We start from the raw sequence: 16,017 nt of genomic DNA, 5'->3' as shown, positions 1-16,017 counted from the left end.
TCTGCCCAAAGCCCGGCTGGAGCATCAACCGCGCAGCGGGTGCGTCAGCCGCCTGCCAAGCCTAGTGGTTCCGCAGCGGCTCTGTAGGAGCGGGCTTGCCCGCGATCAGCCCCTTCGCGGTCCAGGCAAAGTGTCGTTTTTATCCATCCACCGCATAAACGGTGGATGGATAAAGCGCCATCCACCCTACAAAAGCCGTCTGCCACACATAACGACCGGCTAGCCGCGCTGCAGCAGAAAATCCCCCACCCGCGTCGCCGTATCCTCCGGCTGCTCCTGCATAAAGCAGTGCCCGCCGGCCACCACATGGGCGCTGATATGGCCATTGCCGGCGCACCAGCGGGCCACCGACTTGGCGACGAAGGGGTAGCTGCGCTGACCGTAGAGCACCTGGGTCGGCGTCGTCACCTTGGCCAGCGACGGCCACAGGCGCTTGGGGAAGGAGCTGAATATATCGGCCTCGCGGCTGGGCCGGCATTTCAGCTCGACGCCCTTGTCGCTGTCCTTCAGGGCATGCTGGATATAGGCGGCAAACGCCTCCTCGGTCCAGCCGCGAAACATCCCGCGGCCATGCAGGGCGGCATGCGCGCTGGCGCGATCGGGCCAGCTGCTGCGGCGCTTGTGTGCCTTGCTGGCGAGGGTGTTGCGCCGGCTCAGGCCGACCACATCGGACAGCGCCATCACCCCGATCATGGCCGGGGTGAACAGCACCGGGTCGAGCAGCACCGCACGGCTAAACAGCTGCGGTTGCTGGGCCAGCATCAGGCTGGTCAGCACCCCGCCGAAGCTGTGGCCCAAGGCAAACACCGGCACCTCGGCAAAGCCCTTGCGTCCCTCGGCAAAGGCCTCCAGGGCCAGTTCGGCGCTGCGGTTCCAGCCGTGGAAGCGGCCGCCATGGTCCGTGTCGCCATGGCCCTGGACATCGCACAGCCACAGGTCGAAATCCTCGGCCAGGCGTTGCAGCAAGGGCGTATAGACCCGCCCGCAGTAACCGTTGCCATGGAGAAAATGCAGCAGCGGCTTGCCCGAAGGCGGCGAGTGCCAGCCACGCAGGGTAAAGCCGGCGCTGCAGGCGTGGGACCAGGGAAGCAATTGCATGGGCGCTATCCAGAAAAAAGTGACCGCAGTTTATCAATACCAGGGGCCCTTGAGCTTCAGGGTAAACGGCACTGCGCAAAACCAGCCTGCAAGTGAGCAACGTCTTGCGCCTCGGCGAAGATCAGCTCCAGGCGCGAATCCTTGCGCCACTCGCTGTTCTGCCAGTGCAAGGGCTGGCCATCCAGGGCATTGGCCGAGAGCCAGCCGGCGTTGGTCTGCAGCACCAGCTTGGCCCGTCGCCAGGACAGCGTATGCAGCCACTGCTGCACCTGCATCAACTCGAACTGCTGGCTCGGGTGCCAGCGCCAGCCGATGCTCCAGCCCTCGGCTTGCGCCTGCACCTGGCAGATCGGCTCCGCCGGGCTGCGCCACAGTTGCGGCAATGTCGCGGCACCTGCGGGCAGATCATCCAGCGTGCCGCCACTATCGGCCCGAGCAGCAAAACCGGGTAGCTGAGGCAATGGCAAAGCACCCTGGGTCGTCCACAACAGCGGCCGCGCGGGCAGCAGCGCCTGAAGCCGCTCCCTGGTCGCCTGGTCGAGGTTTTCGGCCTTGTTCAGCAGCAGCAAACCGGCACTGCTCAGGGTGACCTGCTGGCTCTCGGGCAGGGCCTCACCGGCGGCCAGGGCCATGGCATCCAGCACCAGCACCGGCTCCTGCACCGCCAGTACGTCCAGCCAGGGCGGCTCGCGCAATTGCTCCAGCAGTTGCAGCGGATGGCCCAGGCCCGAGGGCTCGATCAGCAGGCGATCCGGTTTGGCCTTGCGCAACAGGCGGCTCAAGCCGACCTGAAAGGGCACGCCGTTGACGCAGCACAGACAGCCGCCGGCCACTTCGCCCATGGCGATGCCATCGTCATCGGTTGTCAGCAGAGCGGCATCCAGGCCGACCAGACCGAACTCGTTGATCAACACCGCCCAGCGCTCGCCGGCCGGGCGCTGGGCCAGCAGGTTGCGGATCAGGCTGGTCTTGCCCGCGCCCAGGGGGCCGGCAATCAGATGAGTGGGGATATTTTTCAGCATGCCCCTATGGTGCGGCTTTGCCGGCCGGGAGAGAACCCCGCCCAGGGCGCAGACTGAATAAAAGCCGCATGCTAGAGTCGGCAGACTGTTTTATTGGTCACCCACCGCCGCACTGTAGGAGCGGGGGGACGCCTAGTTGCCATGCCCGCGAAACGCTATCGCGGCCATGGGCCGCTCCTACAGAATCCACCTGCTGTGTTTAACGAGGTCTTTAACAATGCGTGCCGTTCTACTGCTTGGCTTATCCCTGTTATCCGGCCTGGCCTGGGGTGAAGCCTGTGTGGTGCATAGCCAGGCCGAGCGCCTGGATGTGAAGGTCTGCCAGCAGAACCGCAGCATCCCGCCCAACCTGTTTCGCAGCGGCTTCTGCCAGCCGCAACTGAAGGGCCAGAAGGTCGAGGTTGCCTTTGTCGAGCAATGCCCCATCGGGGCCTTCGGCGTGTGCCGCAACTCCACGGTGGGCGGCACTCCATACAAGCAGGACGTGCATTATTACGGCGTCGCCACGGACGCCGCCTACCTCAAGCCCTTCTGCGAGCAGCAGAGCAAGGGTGTGTGGATGGCGCGTTAAGCCAACCGCCGCAATCACTCAAGCCAGCCAATCCAGGGTCAGCAGCAAGCGCCGCTCACCCGCCGGTGGTTGCGGCGAACGGTGGATCAAACCGCCGCCCTCATTGCCTATCCATTTCTCGCCCTTGGCCAGCAGCACATGGCCGGCCTCGGCACGCTCGATCAGCGCGGCATCGCTGGGTTCGGCGGCCGGGTCGCCGAGACGACGGCGGGCCATCACACCTTCCTGCAGCCACTCAGTGCCGACCCCGGCGTAGCTGGTAATCAACCGCACCGGTACCTGGTCGACGTGAAAGCGCGGACACATGGCCTTGTCGAGAATGCGCAGGCGCAGGCCGATGCGTCTGGCGTCGAGCAGGCAGGCAAAGGCACCGACCAGCCAGCTCAGATCCTGCACAAAGGCCGCCTGGCCCGGCAGATCGCTGTAACCATCGACCAGGCCACTGAGGTTCGGTGTGCTCTCCGGGCTGGCCAGCTCAAGCACCATGGATTGCCCCAGCGGCTCGCCCCGGGCCAGCAGAGCACTGGCGAAATCGCTGATCTGCGCCGGCAACTGGCGTTGCCAGACGGCCAGATTGACCTCATCGCGCAGCACCTCGCCGAGCACCTCGATCTGCTCGCTGCTGACCTGCTGCAACGGCTGCCTCAGAACAGGTGCAAGCATCAGGCGGCCTCCTCATGCCAGGGACCAAATGGGTCGGGCAGCGCCTGCCAGGCCTCTGGGCCATCGGCCATCTCGGCATCGGTCAGCAGGCAGGCATCCAGCTCGCGGGTCAGCTGGGCGAAGTCGATGTTCTGGCCGATAAACACCAGCTCCTGGCGGCAGTCGCCGCTCTGCGCCTGCCAGTTTTTCTTGATCGTCTGCAGGCCTTCCTCGTCCGTGGGCCATTGCGCCTTGGGCACGAAACGCCACCAGCGCCCGGCAAAACCATGGCGCATCAGGCCGCCGGCCTGGGACCAGCTGCCGGCCTCCTGATACTTGCTGGCCAGCCAGAAGAAACCCTTGCTGCGCAGCAGGCGGCCGTTGCTCCACTCGCGGTTGATGAAGTTGAAGAAGCGCTCGGGATGCAGCGGCTTGCGCGCCCGATAGGCGCTGGAGGCGATGCCATATTCCTCGGTTTCCGGGATGTGCTCGCCGCGCAGCTCCTTGAGCCAGCCAGGCGCTTCGGCCGCGCGCGCGAAGTCGAAGCGGCCGGTGTTGAGAATCTTGGAAAGCGGCACCGCGCCCATGGCCATCGGCAGGATCTCGGCATGGGTGTTGAGGCCACGGAGGATGGCCATCAGCTCTTCGCGCTCGGCACTGCTGATCAGGTCGATCTTGCTGATCAGCAGCACATCGGCGAATTCCACCTGCTCGATCAGCAGGTCGGTGATCGAACGCTCGTCCTCCTCACCCAGGGTTTCGCCACGGCTGGCCAGGCTCTCGGCCGCGTGGAAATCACGCAGAAAGTTCACCCCGTCAACCACCGTCACCATGCAATCCAGGCGCGCCAGGTCGGCCAGGCTCTGGCCGTCTTCGCCACGGAAGGTAAAGGTTTCGGCCACCGGCAGCGGTTCGGAAATGCCGGTGGACTCGATCAGCAGATAGTCGAAGCGACCGTCCCGGGCCAGGCGGCCGACTTCTTCCAGCAAGTCCTCGCGCAGGGTGCAACAGATGCAGCCGTTGCTCATTTCCACCAGCTTTTCTTCGGCGCGGTTGAGGCTGACATCGCGCTGAACTTCGCTGCCATCGATATTGATCTCGCTCATATCGTTGACGATCACCGCCACTTTCAGGCCCTGACGGTTTTTCAGGATGGCGTTGAGCAGGGTGCTTTTTCCGGCCCCGAGAAAGCCGGACAGCACGGTTACGGGAAGGCGATTGGTCATGGTTTCAGGCTCCATCAGTGTGACGCAGGTGTTTTTCCCGCTGTTCCTGGCGTTCCTTGGCTTCGACGCAGAGGCTCGCGGTGGGCCGCAGCAGCAAACGCTTGAGGCCGATCGGCTCGCCGGTCTCGACGCACCAGCCGTACTCACCGCGGGCCAGGCGGTCGAGGGCTTCGTCGATCTTGTCGAGCAGCTTCTTTTCCCGCTCCAGCAGGCGCAGCTGCCACTGCCGTTGCTCCTCGGCGCTGCCGATATCGGCGGGATCGCTGCTGGTTTCGCGCTCGCGCAGGCCTGCGAACTCTTCGGCGATTCGCGTTTGCAGCTCGCTGCGCTGGCTGAGCAACAAGCTGCGGAAAAACTGCTGCTGGAAGGCATTCATATAGTCATCCGCCGGCTGGGCGAGCAGCTCGGCGTGGGTCAGTGGGGTTGCGCTCATCGTCAGGATTCGCTGGCTTTGTGATTTACTTGTTATAACATAACATTTAAATCCACAACCGAGCGGAAGATTTCTGATGAACGCACTGACCTTGCCGGATATAGCCGCGCAAACGCCGGCCCACCCACAAGCCCTGGACTGGGTCGGCATGCAAGACATCGCGCTGCCGGTCAACCTGGCCGGGCAGCGCATCAATGCCCGCGTCGATGTCGGGGTCAGCCTGGATGATGGCAATGCCCGTGGCATTCATATGTCACGCCTGTACCTGGCCCTGCATGCCCTGGAGCACAACGAGCTGAGCCCGGCGACGCTGCAGCAATTACTGGGGGAGTTTCTCGACAGCCATCAGGACCTGTCGCGACAGGCGTCCATCACCCTGCGTGGAGAGGCGCTACTGAACCGCCCGGCCCTGGTCAGCCCACTGTCCGGCTGGAAGTCCTACTCCTTCGAAGTGCGTGCACGCCAGTATTTATGGGGGTTTCACGTGGAACTGCAGGTGAAAGTGGCCTATTCCTCGACCTGCCCCTGCTCCGCCGCACTGGCGCGCCAGCTGATCCAGCAGCGCTTTATCGAGGACTTCGCCGGCCAGCCGCTGGAACATGCCCAGCTGCTGGCCTGGCTCGGCTCGCCCCAGGGCATCGTCGCCACGCCGCATAGCCAGCGCAGCTACGCCACCCTGCAAGCACGCTTGCAACCACAGGCCACCGAACTGCCGCTGGTGGAACTGATCGATGCCGCCGAACAGGCCCTCGGTACTGCCGTGCAGACCGCCGTGAAGCGCGCCGACGAACAGGCCTTCGCCCTGGCCAACGGACAGAACCTGATGTTCTGCGAAGACGCCGCCCGCCTTCTGCACAGCGCGCTGTTGCAACAGGGCGAACTCAGCGCCTTTCAGCTGCAGGTGGTGCATGCAGAAAGCCTGCACGCCCACGATGCGGTGGCGGCCAGTAGCTGGAACTGGGACTGAGGCGATTTACCTGGCCCGCACGCAGCGCTAACCTGCCGGGCAGCCCCTTGCAGGTAACCCCGATGACAGCCCCCCTGCCCGCCCCCTTCAGCCTGCGGTCCTACCAAACTCAGGACCTACCCGCCCTGGTCGCGCTGTTTCAGGCTTCGGTCAGCCAGCTGACCACCCAGCACTACGATGCAGCGCAGCGCCAGGCCTGGGCTCCGGCGACTGCGGATATGCCTGCCTGGCAAGCCCGTTTGGCATCACTTGAGCTGCTTATCGCCGAAGATGACCAAGCTATTGCCGGTTTTATCGGCTTTAGCCTCGATGGTCATATCGATCTGCTGTTCACCGCCCCCGGCCATGCCTGCCAGGGCGTGGCCGCGACCCTGTATGCGGCAGCCGAACAACGCCTGCGGGCAGCAGGTGCCCGCGAGCTGTTTACCGAGGCCAGCCTGACGGCGCGGCCATTCTTTGCCCGCCAGGGCTTTTCTGAGGAACAGGCACAGACGGTGACGCGCGGCGCTGTTACCTTGCAGCGCTTCGCCATGCGCAAAATCCTGGAGCCGCGATGAACACCCTGACGATGATTGTGCTGGCTGCGGTTGTGCTGGCGGCCTGCGCCCTGGCCCTATGGAGCTGGCACAACCAGCGCAAGCTGGAGAAGCTGGATGAACGCATCCGCCGGCAGAGCGAGCTGATCGAACAGCTCGACAGCGTGCTGGAAAACCCCCAGCTCAGCGAGGCCGAGCAGCTGGAGAAAAGCGAAGCCCTGCTGGCCAAGCTGCAGGAAACCCGCAAGCCGTAGCCCCCTGGGATCAGTCGCGATCAGACGACGCGACCCCCATCCCCGGTAGGAGCCAGCTTGCTGGCGATCTGGCGACATTTGCAGATCAAAAGCATCGCGGGCAAGCCCGCTCCTACAAAAGCACGCAGCACGATCTAGATATCGTAAGCCGCGCCCTACCAGCCGCCGCCTCCTCCGCCACCGCCGCCGCCGCCCGACGAACCACCCCCGGATGAGCCGCCACCGCCTGACGAGCTGCTCGAGGGTGGCGATGAGGCCAGGGCCGTGGCGCTGCTCAGGCCGGCGGCCAGGGCGGCGCTCATGGCCAGCGGGGTGCTGAAGTCGCTGCGGCTGTGGTACCAGTCGGGTCGATAGTCGCGCTGCGCCGGGTCGATCAGGCCGTTGGCTAGGGCCGCGCTGAAGCGCGCGCTCCACTTGTCTTCCACGCCCAGGGCCATGGCGTAGGGCAGGTGCTTTTCGTACAGCGCGATGCTCATCGCAGGGGCATTGCCGGCCAGGGCCAGTGCGTCGCTTTCCGCCAGTTGCAGGTAGTCGCGATAGCCTTCCAGCTGATCAAGCAAGCGCCGCCCTTCGACAGAGGGTGCCGGCAGCAGGTAATAGAACAGCACCACCACCAGCACATAGACGCAGAGCAGCACCAAGGCCGGCACCGACGCCGCTTCACTGAGCATCCACAGGCCAACCGGCACCGGCCAGACAAACAGCAGAGCCGCCAGGCTCAGACCGATCCGCCGACCCCGAGTGGGTTGTTGCCAGGCCATGCGCAGGACAAACAGCGACGGCACGCCAAAACCCAGGGTAAAGATCACGCCGCCCAGGCCGACGCCCCATTCGTCCTCGCCCTGAGCCCCGGCAAACACCAACACCAGGCACGCGACCACCGCCCAGACCAGACCCCAGGCCCAGATGCCAAGGTTGTGGCTGAACCAGCCCTTGCCTTGCTCTTGCAGCTGGCTTTTAAGCCCGGCCACGGCTTCGGCCAGACGCGGCTCATAGCCGCCGCCGATCTTCAGCGCGACGCCTTCCTTGCCGGCCGGAAACAGGCGGTTGCGCAGTTCGCGATCAGGCTCGCTGAGGTCGCTGCCCTCACCAGTGGCCAGACTAAAACCGCTGCCACGGGCGTCGTCTTCAATATGCAGGTGCTTGCGGATGGCCATATCGGTGAGCCACACACTGAACGCCCGCGCATCTTGATAAGCCCCTTTGAAACCGCGATGCCAGAGGTAGCCGGCCTGCACCGCGCTCATGCCTCGCGGAGCTTCGAACAGTGGAATGATCAGACCTTTTGCAGGGTCACGGCCGACCCGATCCCAGGCGCGCAGATAAAAAATCACCAGGCCAACCAGCAGCAGCGCGCCCAGGCACAGACCAAGGTTATCCAGCAACACCGAGCCCAGGCGCTGCATTACACCCGGCCGCGCCACCAGGCCGGCAGGCCAATCCACGGCTACCGTCAGGCCATGGTAGGCCGGCAAGGCCTCGGTGGTGGCCAGGCGCAGATAGTCGTCGCGCTGTTCGAGCACCTCATAGGCCTTGCCCTGCTCACCGCCTGCCCCGGTATAGGCGGCCAGCTCACCAATTCGCGCACCCGGCGGCAGCTTGACCTCGACCGAGGCCTGGAGAATCGGAAACACCCACTGATTACCGGTGACGTTCCAATACAGCTCGTCGCTATTGAGGTGGTGCAACAGCTGGCGCTCAACCCGGTAACGCAGTTCGTACTGATAGCGCCCCGGCTGCAGCAGATGGTCGGCCGAGCCAAGGTAATAGCGCACCCAGCTGCCGTTCTGCTCGCCCCGCGCACGCTCCGCCTGGCCATCGCGGCTTACCCCTAGCAGAGTGATCGGGCTGCTCTGCAACAGGCCCAGGGGCAAGCTGTAGCTGACCGGCAGATCGCGGTAGATACCGCGCTTGATCTGCTCGCCCTCGGCCTGCACGGTAATCCGCTCGGTCACCAGCAGGTTGCCATCCGCCTGCACCTGCAGAGTCACGGCGAAGTCTTCGATCACCTCTTCCGCCGCGGCCCATAGCGGCAGCAGGCACAGGCTCAACAGGGCAAAACGCAGCACTCGCAGCATGTCAAAACTCCATTTTTGGCGACTGGGCGTCACGCGGGTCATCCAGGCTGAAATACTCGGCCTGGGTAAAGGCAAAGGGCCGCGCCACCAGGTTGCTCGGCACCGACTCGACCAGCACATTCAACTCGCGCACCGCGCCGTTGTAGTAACGCCGGGCCATCTGGATATGCTCCTCGACCTCGCTGATATTGCGTTGCAGGTCGAGAAACTGGCTGTCGGCCTTGAGCGTCGGGTAGTCCTCGACCAGGGCGAACAGCTGGCGCAGCTGGGTACCCAGGTGCGCCTCCACCGGTGCCCGCTGGCCCAGCGGCGAATCGGCCAACTGCACCGCGCGCGCACGCTCCTGTACCAGCGCCTGCAGGGTGCCTTGCTCGTAACTCATGTACTGGCGCACGCACTCCACCAGCGCTGGAATCAGGCTGGAACGGCGCTTGAGCTGCACGTCGATACCGCTCCAGGCCTCGGCCACCCGCGCGCGGTTGAACACCAGGCGGTTGTAGTAATAAATCCCCAGGCCGCCCAGCCCCAGCAACAGCGACAGCACCACCCACAATCCCGCCCCTTGCATAGCCACTCCTTGATCAGCAGGCCGTTGAAAACGCTCTGTTCGCCATCGTGCTAACACCATAGTCGGCACCGGCCGCCCGTGCGGTAAAGCCCATAACGCGAGCCGCGCGACGCGCCATCTATACCTTAAGAGATATGGTCAGGGTCGGCACCCCATGGCAGTGTGGCTTATCGCAGCGCTTATTTTTTCGTACGGATGGACTGTCATGGATATTGCCGAATTCGCCGACCTGCTGGCCGCCGCCAAGGCCCAGCCGGAGCCACAACGCTTACTGCTGGTGTTCGTTTGCGCCGAGCTGCCGGAAGATGCCACCGCAGAGGAACGCCAGCGCCACGCCGAGAACCAGGGCGGCTCGCTCAAGCCGGTGCTGTGCGTCGACAAGCTGCCGGACGAACTGCTGGATTTTGCCGGGCTGCTGGCCGAGTCCAGCCGCACCGGGGTGGCCTGGGACCTGGTGTTCGCCGCCGGTCTGGCCGGGCGCGCCGGCATGGTGCCGAGCAGCGACGAGGCCGAGCAACCCCTGAAGATGATGGTCGGGGCCATCGAGGCCGGCAGCATCGGCAACTTTATCGCCTTCGACCGTACGGGGCAGGCGGTGAGCTTTTACTAGGGTCTGTTGCCGTACTAGTGCGCAAGTCGCAACGACTTAGTGCCAAGGTTCCCTGGCCCGCTAAGCACCCCCATGTGAAGGTCCCTGGACTGGTAAACCACAACAGGGAGTTCCGGGTGAAAGACGCAGAATTGTGCCACTGGCTACTGGAAGTGAACGAGCCCTGGGAAGTCAGCCGGGTGCGTGTCGATACCCACAGCCGCGAGCTGCATGCCTACCTGAGCAGCGGCAAGAGCTGGTTCGGCCGCTACCTCGGCGAACAACCGCGCTCACGCTGGCGGCATCTCAATATCGGGGCCTACAAGACCTATATCCATGCCAGCCTGCCGGAGCAGCACGAGCAAGCCGCGCAAGCCTTCCTCGGCAAAAGCACCAGCGACTTCACCCATGGCCTTGCCAGGCGGGTGATCCAGTGCCTGCAGGATGGTCTGCGCTATCGCCAGGTCTGCGCCCTGCTGGATATCGACATCCACCTCGCCTGGCAGATCAAGCACGCCATCGAGTCCGGCCAGTTGGCCACGGCGGATACCGACCTGCGGGCCCGCCTGCAGCTGGACGATCCGGCGGAGCAAAGCGCCAGCAGCATTCCCCCCGGTGACGACCACGCATGGCTGCGCCTGCTGGCCCTGGATTGCCCGTTCGAGATCCGCCTGCTGAGCCTGAAACTGCTGCTGGCCCGCGCCCGCCAGGACTTCGCCAGGGCCCATGACCCGGACATGCGGATCCTCAGGATCAACGAACTGCGGCGCTTCTTTATCAAGCACGAAAAGCATCTGCAGCACGAGATCGCCCAGCTGAACAACGAACCGCAGCAGGCCACCGAGGGCGACCAGCCATGAACGACGCCAGCGCCACAAGCGCCCTGCTGGACCTGCGCCAGGCCAGCGCCCTGATCGAACGCGGCGAAACCCTGGCCATCGCCGGCCACCTCGACTGCCTGACCGCGCTGCCCAGGGGCAACTGGATCGGCGGCACCACGCCCTATTTCATGGCCGACGAGGGTGGCACCTGTCGCCTCGACCAGGTGTTCGTCCAGCCCTTCGGCCCGCAGGTTGGCGAAATCCTCTGCTATGACCGCCAGCGGCTGCCGCACATGCTCGAAGACGCCCCGGAAAACGGCTTCAGCATCGTCATTCTGCCGGCTGCCAGCGCCGTGCTCGAGGACTATGCCCGCGAGGCCCCCAACTACCCCGACATGTACATCAAGCCGATTGTCGGCTGGGTCGCGGGCGTGCACCTGGATCAACTGGGCAGCGCCCAGGCCCAGGTGATCGACGGCCGCAGCGGGCGCTGTTACAGCGACCAGGCCATCGTCCTGCACATTCCCCTGCCGCCCGAGCAGACGGCGCTGGTGCATGCGGTGAACCTGTTCACCCCCGGCACGGGGCCGACCCTGCGCTTCGATGAGACCGGCTTTGCCGCCCGCGAGTGCCTGATCGATGGCGTGCGCGGCAGCCTGCTCGAGCTGATCCGCGCGCGCGACATCGACACCCGCCTGCCGCTGGTGGCCGACTACTGCGGGGCCATGATCAATGTCAGCATCCAGGCGCTGGAGTCCGAGCCGGGGCTGGTGTCCTTCTACGCGCCGGTGTTCGCTGGGGTCGACTACCGCTTCGCCGACGCGGTCGAGGACTACAGTGCGCGCTTTCTGCAAGCCATGCCCAGCGACGGAGGGCCCATCCTGTTCGGTTGCAACTGCATCCTCAACTACCTCTATTCGCAGCTGCAGGGCCGCCAGACGGCGCGCCTCACCGGCCCCATCACCTTCGGCGAAGTCGCCTACCAACTGCTCAACCAGACCGCCGTCTACCTGACGCTCGAGCACAGCTGAAGCCCTGGCCGCGAGCTGCCGGGGCACCGCCCCGGTAGCGAAACAGTCGCGTGCCCGCGCCGGGGCGGGTTATGGTTAGCCCATACCGCTCATCCGCCACCCTGCTGCCGCTGCTCGAACCGCCGGCAGTCATGTCCAAAAAGCGGCGAGTCTTTTCGCCACCCCGCGCGGCCATCATCGGGGTGAACCCGCCCAGGCGTAACCGGCGGCGGTCGGCCCGCCCCACCTTCAAGAGGCCCCCATGCAGATCGAGTTACTGGAGATCCGCGACCACCTGCAGCGCTTCCCGCCCTTCGATGCCTTGCCCGAGGACAGCCTCGACGCCATCGCCCGCCAGGTCGAGGTGGCCTACTTCAAGGCCGGCAGCGACATCCTCCTGTACGGCGCGGAGATTCACGAACTGCACTATGTACGCAGCGGCGCGGTGGAGATCTACCGGCGCAACGGCGAGCTGTACAACCGCCTGAGCGAGGGCGACATCTTCGGCCAGGCCGGCCTCCTGCGCAGCAACAAGGTGCGCTTCCCGGCGCGGGCCATCGAAGACAGCCTGGTCTACTTTATCCCCGGCAAACTGTTCGGCCAGCTGTGCGAAGCCCACGACAGCTTTGCCGACTTTGTCGAGGCCGAAGGCCAGTCGCGGCTCAAATCCGCGGTGGAAAGCCAGGGCCAGGCCAGCGAGCTGATGCAGCTCAAGGTGCGCAAGCTGATCTCCCGCCAGCCGGTCTGCGTACCCCTGCACACCTCGGTGCAGCAGGCCGCCCAGGTGATGACCGAGCAGAGCGTATCGTCCCTGGTGATCGTCGACGGCGAGGCGGCCAGCGCCGTGATGGTCGGTATCCTCACCGACCGCGACCTGCGCACCCGGGTGCTGGCGGTCGGGCTCGACAGCGCGGCACCGGTGAGCGCGGTGATGTCGCCCGATCCCATCACCATCCAGGCCGATGACAGCGTTTTCGAAGCCATGTTGCGTATGCTGCGCCACAACATCCATCACCTGCCGGTGGTGCAGCGGCGTCGCCCCCTGGGCCTGATCAACCTGTCCGACATCATCCGCTACGAGTCCCACAGCAGCCTCTACCTGGTCAACAGCATCTTCAACCAGCCGAATGTCGCCGGCCTGCAGAACCTCCTGGCGGACCTGCGCGGCACCTACGTGCGCATGGTCAACGACCAGGCCACTGCGCAGATGATCGGCAGCGCCATGAGCGGCATCGGCCGCGCCTTTACCCAGCGCCTGCTGGAACTAGCCGAACAGAAACTCGGCCCGCCGCCGGTGCCCTACTGCTTTATGGTCGCCGGCTCCATGGCCCGCGACGAGCAGCTGCTGGTCACCGACCAGGACAACGCCCTGGTGCTCGACGACCGCTTCGACCCCGCCCAGCACGACGCCTACTTCGCCGCCCTCGCCCAGTTTGTCAGCGACGGCCTGGCGGCCTGCGGCTACAGCTACTGCAAGGGCGGCATCATGGCCAGCAACGCCCAGTGGCGGCAGCCGCTGCGGGTATGGCGCGACTACTTCCAGCAGTGGATCGATAAACCCAACCCGCAGACCCTGCTCAACAGCTGCATCTTCTTCGACCTCGACGGCGTGCATGGCGAAAGTGAACTGGTGGAAAACCTCCAGGAACTGCTCGCACAGAAAGCCAGCAGCAACCCGGCCTTCCTCGCCGCCCTGGCGCGCAACGCCCTCAACCGCACGCCGCCGCTGGGCTTCTTCCGCACCTTCGTGATGGAGAGCGACGGCCAGCACAAGAACATCATCAACCTCAAAGGCCGCGGCAGCGCGCCGCTCACCGACCTGATCCGCGTGCACGCCCTGGCCTGCGGCAGCAAGGCGCAGAACTCCCTGGAGCGCCTCGACGCCATCGCCCAGACCAAACTGCTGCAGCCCGAGGCCATCAGCCAGCTGCGCTACGCCCTGGAGTTTCTCAGCCTGGTGCGCATCCGCCATCAGGCCCGCGCCATCGAAGAAGGCCGCGAGCCGAACAACTACATCGAGCCGGAAAAGGTCTCCGCCAGCGAGCGACACAACCTCAAGGAAGCCTTTCAGGTACTCAGCAACGCGCAGAAATTCCTCCGCTTCCGCTACCCGGCGCAAGCCGGTCAGGCGCTATGAGCGGCCCGGCCAAGGCCAGCACTGCCGAGCTGTTCGACTGGGCCGGGCACCTCGCCAAGCTCGCCGCAAGCGCCAGCGACCCGCGCCTGCAAGCCTTCTACCGCGCCGGTACGGTAAGCGCCGACACCCCGCTGGAACAGGTGCCGCTGCTGGCCCTGGACGTGGAAACCACCGGCCTGGACGCCAACCAGCACGCCATCGTCAGCCTCGGCCTGCTGCCCTTCAACCTGCGCCGCATCCGCTGCGGCGAAGCGCTGTACTGGGTGGTCAAACCGGCCAGCGAGCTGAGCGGCGAGTCGGTGACCTTCCACCACATCACCCACTCGGACATCCGCCATGCCCCGCGCATGGGTCAGATACTCGACGAGCTGCTGACGGCCATGGCCGGCAAGGTGATGGTGGTGCACTACCGCAATATCGAGCGCAGCTTCCTCGACCAGGCGCTGCGCCAGCAGCTGGGCGAAGGTTTGCAGTTCCCGGTGATCGACACCATGCAGCTGGAAGCGCGCCTCTACCCCAAACGCCAACCCGGCTGGCTGGCCCGCCTGCTCGGCCGCCAACCAGTCTCCATCCGCCTGGCCGACAGCCGCCTGCGCTACAACCTACCGCAGTACCAGGCCCACCATGCCCTGACCGACGCCCTCGCCACCGCCGAACTGCTGCAGGCCCAGGTCGCCGCGCGCTACTCAGCGGATACCCCGGTGGGCGAGTTATGGAGTTAAGGGCGCGACGCTAGCGCTCATGTAGGAGCGGTGGGGACGCCTAGGCCTTGGCCGCAATGCTTAGCCCCAAACGGATCACCGCAGCGCCCTGTGGGAGGGGCTTTAGCCGCGACGCTTTTCCTCTCGAAGCACCGTAGGATGGGTTGAGCATCGCGATACCCATCATTACCCGGCTATTACATAGGCGTTCGGCACACCACCGTATGTGCTGATGGCTTGTGTTGCGCCCCCTCGGGCACCTGATATCTGGGCCGCTGACAGAAAAAGAGCAAAGCCGGCTCTCCGTCATCGTCCACCGTAATGGACGCCTCAGCCCGAATGAACTAGCGTTGCCCTATGCCTGCCAGTAGTTCGCCAGCAGCCCGGGCTTGCCGTCCTCCCTGTCGCGTTTCTCTTCAGGTGCTGTCGCTTTTACCGCGATCACCTTCAAGAAAGACAAGGACTTAGCTGACGACAAGGAAGTTTATGCGACACATATTGCGACCGACTGCGACATATGTGCCGCCTAATTAATAGTTAGGGTCATCATGCAAAGCGCAATAGTGTTCATCATCGTTTCAGTCGCAGTATTATTAGCGCCTATTTTACTAATCTTTGCCATTGTAAAGCTTACTACAATCAAAATCCCAAGCCGACCAAAAGGCTACTATAGAAGCTATGCACTTCTAATTATTGCAGCAATGTTTTCCGCATCAGCAACCCAATACGCATTGGGTCAAATAATAGCCGGCACTATTTCGTTTAAACCAATAAGCTCTAGCACTGCTCAGGTTTTCTCAATCGAAAGCCAGCCAGTACAATTTGCAGTCTTCTCATTTCTTTATATCGCTTTTTGCGCTTTCTGCATTATTACTTTAATAAAAACACATCATGCAATAAAACATCACTTTAGCAACAAGCTCTAACTAGTGGTTCAAATCGCTCGCTTCGCTCACAGGGCCGGGCTAAAGCCCGTCCCTTAACCAAACGTTATGCACAGCAAAATCGGAATATATTTATGGAAAAGGACATTCAAACTGCATGCATTATTTCGGCAGCAGCTCCAATCATCGTCATATTGAAAGGCGACTATCTCTATATAGGCCTTTGGTATTATCTCCTACTACCTGCAATCATAATAGGTGCAAATTATTCCCTCAAAATAGCCACCGGTATTTGTAGCTGAATGGCTTTGGCCTTGCAGCTATCATTTTTCTTGTTTTTTTACTGGCAACAACAGACAAAAAAAGAAAAAAAAGGGGACAGATTTATTTAAATCTCGCATGCAAAGAAAAGTTAGCCTCCGAAGGCATGCGCAATACAAAACATCGGCGCATACGATGCAATGCCTAACGCATCGGTGA

At 63.6% G+C, this 16,017-nt stretch carries 17 protein-coding genes; 10 read left to right on the top strand and 7 right to left on the bottom strand.

Going from position 1 to position 16,017, the window contains the following annotated elements; genetic code table 11:
* Positions 1-219: 219 nt before the first annotated feature.
* Both WMW70_RS19115 and WMW70_RS19110 read right to left on the bottom strand, forming a co-directional pair.
* Positions 220-1,098, bottom strand: coding sequence for an alpha/beta fold hydrolase (locus tag WMW70_RS19115; RefSeq protein ID WP_341439043.1), 879 nt, complete (start codon positions 1,096-1,098; stop codon positions 220-222).
* Between the two features lie 56 nt (positions 1,099-1,154).
* The gene (locus tag WMW70_RS19110; protein WP_341439042.1) at positions 1,155-2,120 is read right to left on the bottom strand and encodes a CobW family GTP-binding protein; all 966 of its coding nucleotides are present in this window, start codon (positions 2,118-2,120) and stop codon (positions 1,155-1,157) included.
* A 217-nt stretch (positions 2,121-2,337) separates the two neighbouring features.
* Between WMW70_RS19110 and WMW70_RS19105 the strand changes: the two genes are divergently transcribed.
* Positions 2,338-2,691: an NADH:ubiquinone oxidoreductase gene (locus WMW70_RS19105; RefSeq protein WP_341439041.1), complete on the top strand. Its 354-nt coding sequence runs from the start codon at positions 2,338-2,340 to the stop codon at positions 2,689-2,691.
* A gap of 18 nt (positions 2,692-2,709) precedes the next feature.
* Here the strand turns inward: WMW70_RS19105 and WMW70_RS19100 are convergent, their stop codons facing one another.
* The 3 genes from WMW70_RS19100 to dksA are packed head-to-tail and all read right to left on the bottom strand — an operon-like array spanning position 2,710 to position 4,977.
* Positions 2,710-3,354, bottom strand: coding sequence for a DUF1826 domain-containing protein (locus tag WMW70_RS19100; protein ID WP_341439040.1), 645 nt, complete (start codon positions 3,352-3,354; stop codon positions 2,710-2,712).
* On the bottom strand, positions 3,354-4,559 hold the full coding sequence (zigA, locus tag WMW70_RS19095; protein ID WP_341439039.1) for a zinc metallochaperone GTPase ZigA: 1,206 nt from the start codon (positions 4,557-4,559) through the stop codon (positions 3,354-3,356). The genes WMW70_RS19100 and zigA overlap by 1 nt, the downstream gene beginning before the upstream one ends.
* 4 nt (positions 4,560-4,563) lie before the next feature.
* On the bottom strand, positions 4,564-4,977 hold the full coding sequence (gene dksA, locus WMW70_RS19090) for an RNA polymerase-binding protein DksA (RefSeq protein ID WP_341439089.1): 414 nt from the start codon (positions 4,975-4,977) through the stop codon (positions 4,564-4,566).
* 91 nt (positions 4,978-5,068) lie between these two features.
* On the opposite strand from dksA, the gene folE2 reads away from it, so the two are divergent.
* The 3 genes from folE2 (at position 5,069) to WMW70_RS19075 (ending at position 6,749) form a co-directional block, all read left to right on the top strand.
* Positions 5,069-5,959 (top strand): GTP cyclohydrolase FolE2, encoded by an 891-nt coding sequence (gene folE2, locus WMW70_RS19085; protein ID WP_341439038.1) that lies wholly within the window; start codon positions 5,069-5,071, stop codon positions 5,957-5,959.
* A 62-nt stretch (positions 5,960-6,021) separates the two neighbouring features.
* The gene (locus tag WMW70_RS19080) at positions 6,022-6,516 is read left to right on the top strand and encodes a GNAT family N-acetyltransferase (protein ID WP_341439037.1); all 495 of its coding nucleotides are present in this window, start codon (positions 6,022-6,024) and stop codon (positions 6,514-6,516) included.
* Positions 6,513-6,749, top strand: coding sequence for a hypothetical protein (locus tag WMW70_RS19075; protein ID WP_341439036.1), 237 nt, complete (start codon positions 6,513-6,515; stop codon positions 6,747-6,749). The genes WMW70_RS19080 and WMW70_RS19075 overlap by 4 nt, the downstream gene beginning before the upstream one ends.
* 155 nt (positions 6,750-6,904) lie before the next feature.
* On the opposite strand, the gene WMW70_RS19070 is transcribed toward WMW70_RS19075, so the two are convergent.
* Both WMW70_RS19070 and WMW70_RS19065 read right to left on the bottom strand, forming a co-directional pair.
* A complete protein-coding gene (locus WMW70_RS19070) occupies positions 6,905-8,827 on the bottom strand; it encodes a DUF2207 domain-containing protein (RefSeq protein ID WP_341439035.1) in 1,923 nt (640 codons plus the stop codon).
* A 1-nt stretch (position 8,828) separates the two neighbouring features.
* Positions 8,829-9,395: a LemA family protein gene (locus tag WMW70_RS19065; protein WP_341439034.1), complete on the bottom strand. Its 567-nt coding sequence runs from the start codon at positions 9,393-9,395 to the stop codon at positions 8,829-8,831.
* Positions 9,396-9,600: 205 nt separating this feature from the next.
* Here WMW70_RS19065 and WMW70_RS19060 point away from each other — a divergent pair, with 205 nt between their 5' ends.
* The 6 genes from WMW70_RS19060 to WMW70_RS19035 all read left to right on the top strand — a co-directional run bounded on the left by WMW70_RS19060 (position 9,601) and on the right by WMW70_RS19035 (position 15,579).
* Positions 9,601-10,005, top strand: coding sequence for a ribonucleotide reductase subunit alpha (locus WMW70_RS19060; protein WP_341439033.1), 405 nt, complete (start codon positions 9,601-9,603; stop codon positions 10,003-10,005).
* Positions 10,006-10,121: 116 nt separating this feature from the next.
* Positions 10,122-10,844 carry a hypothetical protein gene (locus tag WMW70_RS19055; protein WP_341439032.1) on the top strand — a complete coding sequence of 241 codons (723 nt, stop codon included), beginning with the start codon at positions 10,122-10,124 and terminating at the stop codon, positions 10,842-10,844.
* A complete protein-coding gene (locus tag WMW70_RS19050; RefSeq protein WP_341439031.1) occupies positions 10,841-11,836 on the top strand; it encodes a DUF6976 family protein in 996 nt (331 codons plus the stop codon). Before WMW70_RS19055 ends, WMW70_RS19050 begins: the two co-directional genes overlap by 4 nt.
* Before the next feature lie 241 nt (positions 11,837-12,077).
* A complete protein-coding gene (locus tag WMW70_RS19045) occupies positions 12,078-13,952 on the top strand; it encodes a DUF294 nucleotidyltransferase-like domain-containing protein (RefSeq protein ID WP_341439030.1) in 1,875 nt (624 codons plus the stop codon).
* Positions 13,949-14,674: a 3'-5' exonuclease gene (locus WMW70_RS19040; RefSeq protein ID WP_341439029.1), complete on the top strand. Its 726-nt coding sequence runs from the start codon at positions 13,949-13,951 to the stop codon at positions 14,672-14,674. Before WMW70_RS19045 ends, WMW70_RS19040 begins: the two co-directional genes overlap by 4 nt.
* A gap of 542 nt (positions 14,675-15,216) precedes the next feature.
* Entirely contained in the window at positions 15,217-15,579 is a 363-nt protein-coding gene (locus WMW70_RS19035; protein WP_341439028.1) for a hypothetical protein, read from the top strand.
* Positions 15,580-16,017: the final 438 nt, after the last annotated feature.

Origin of the sequence: Pseudomonas sp. XK-1 (assembly GCF_038069885.1) — a bacterium.
Lineage (GTDB): Bacteria > Pseudomonadota > Gammaproteobacteria > Pseudomonadales > Pseudomonadaceae > Aquipseudomonas.
The sequence above is the reverse complement of the archived record's forward strand: the minus strand, read 5'-3'. Positions and strand labels throughout refer to the sequence as shown.

Bases quoted from the DNA above. Each gene is read 5' to 3' on its own strand.
- zigA (WP_341439039.1), bottom strand. From the start codon at position 4,559: ATGACCAATCGCCTTCCCGTAACCGTGCTGTCCGGCTTTCTCGGGGCC.
- WMW70_RS19080 (WP_341439037.1), top strand. From the start codon at position 6,022: ATGACAGCCCCCCTGCCCGCCCCCTTCAGCCTGCGGTCCTACCAAACT.
- WMW70_RS19045 (WP_341439030.1), top strand. From the start codon at position 12,078: ATGCAGATCGAGTTACTGGAGATCCGCGACCACCTGCAGCGCTTCCCG.
- WMW70_RS19040 (WP_341439029.1), top strand. From the start codon at position 13,949: ATGAGCGGCCCGGCCAAGGCCAGCACTGCCGAGCTGTTCGACTGGGCC.
- WMW70_RS19105 (WP_341439041.1), top strand. From the start codon at position 2,338: ATGCGTGCCGTTCTACTGCTTGGCTTATCCCTGTTATCCGGCCTGGCC.
- WMW70_RS19100 (WP_341439040.1), bottom strand. From the start codon at position 3,354: ATGCTTGCACCTGTTCTGAGGCAGCCGTTGCAGCAGGTCAGCAGCGAG.
- folE2 (WP_341439038.1), top strand. From the start codon at position 5,069: ATGAACGCACTGACCTTGCCGGATATAGCCGCGCAAACGCCGGCCCAC.
- WMW70_RS19060 (WP_341439033.1), top strand. From the start codon at position 9,601: ATGGATATTGCCGAATTCGCCGACCTGCTGGCCGCCGCCAAGGCCCAG.
- WMW70_RS19065 (WP_341439034.1), bottom strand. From the start codon at position 9,395: ATGCAAGGGGCGGGATTGTGGGTGGTGCTGTCGCTGTTGCTGGGGCTG.
- WMW70_RS19050 (WP_341439031.1), top strand. From the start codon at position 10,841: ATGAACGACGCCAGCGCCACAAGCGCCCTGCTGGACCTGCGCCAGGCC.
- WMW70_RS19110 (WP_341439042.1), bottom strand. From the start codon at position 2,120: ATGCTGAAAAATATCCCCACTCATCTGATTGCCGGCCCCCTGGGCGCG.
- WMW70_RS19070 (WP_341439035.1), bottom strand. From the start codon at position 8,827: ATGCTGCGAGTGCTGCGTTTTGCCCTGTTGAGCCTGTGCCTGCTGCCG.
- WMW70_RS19115 (WP_341439043.1), bottom strand. From the start codon at position 1,098: ATGCAATTGCTTCCCTGGTCCCACGCCTGCAGCGCCGGCTTTACCCTG.
- WMW70_RS19075 (WP_341439036.1), top strand. From the start codon at position 6,513: ATGAACACCCTGACGATGATTGTGCTGGCTGCGGTTGTGCTGGCGGCC.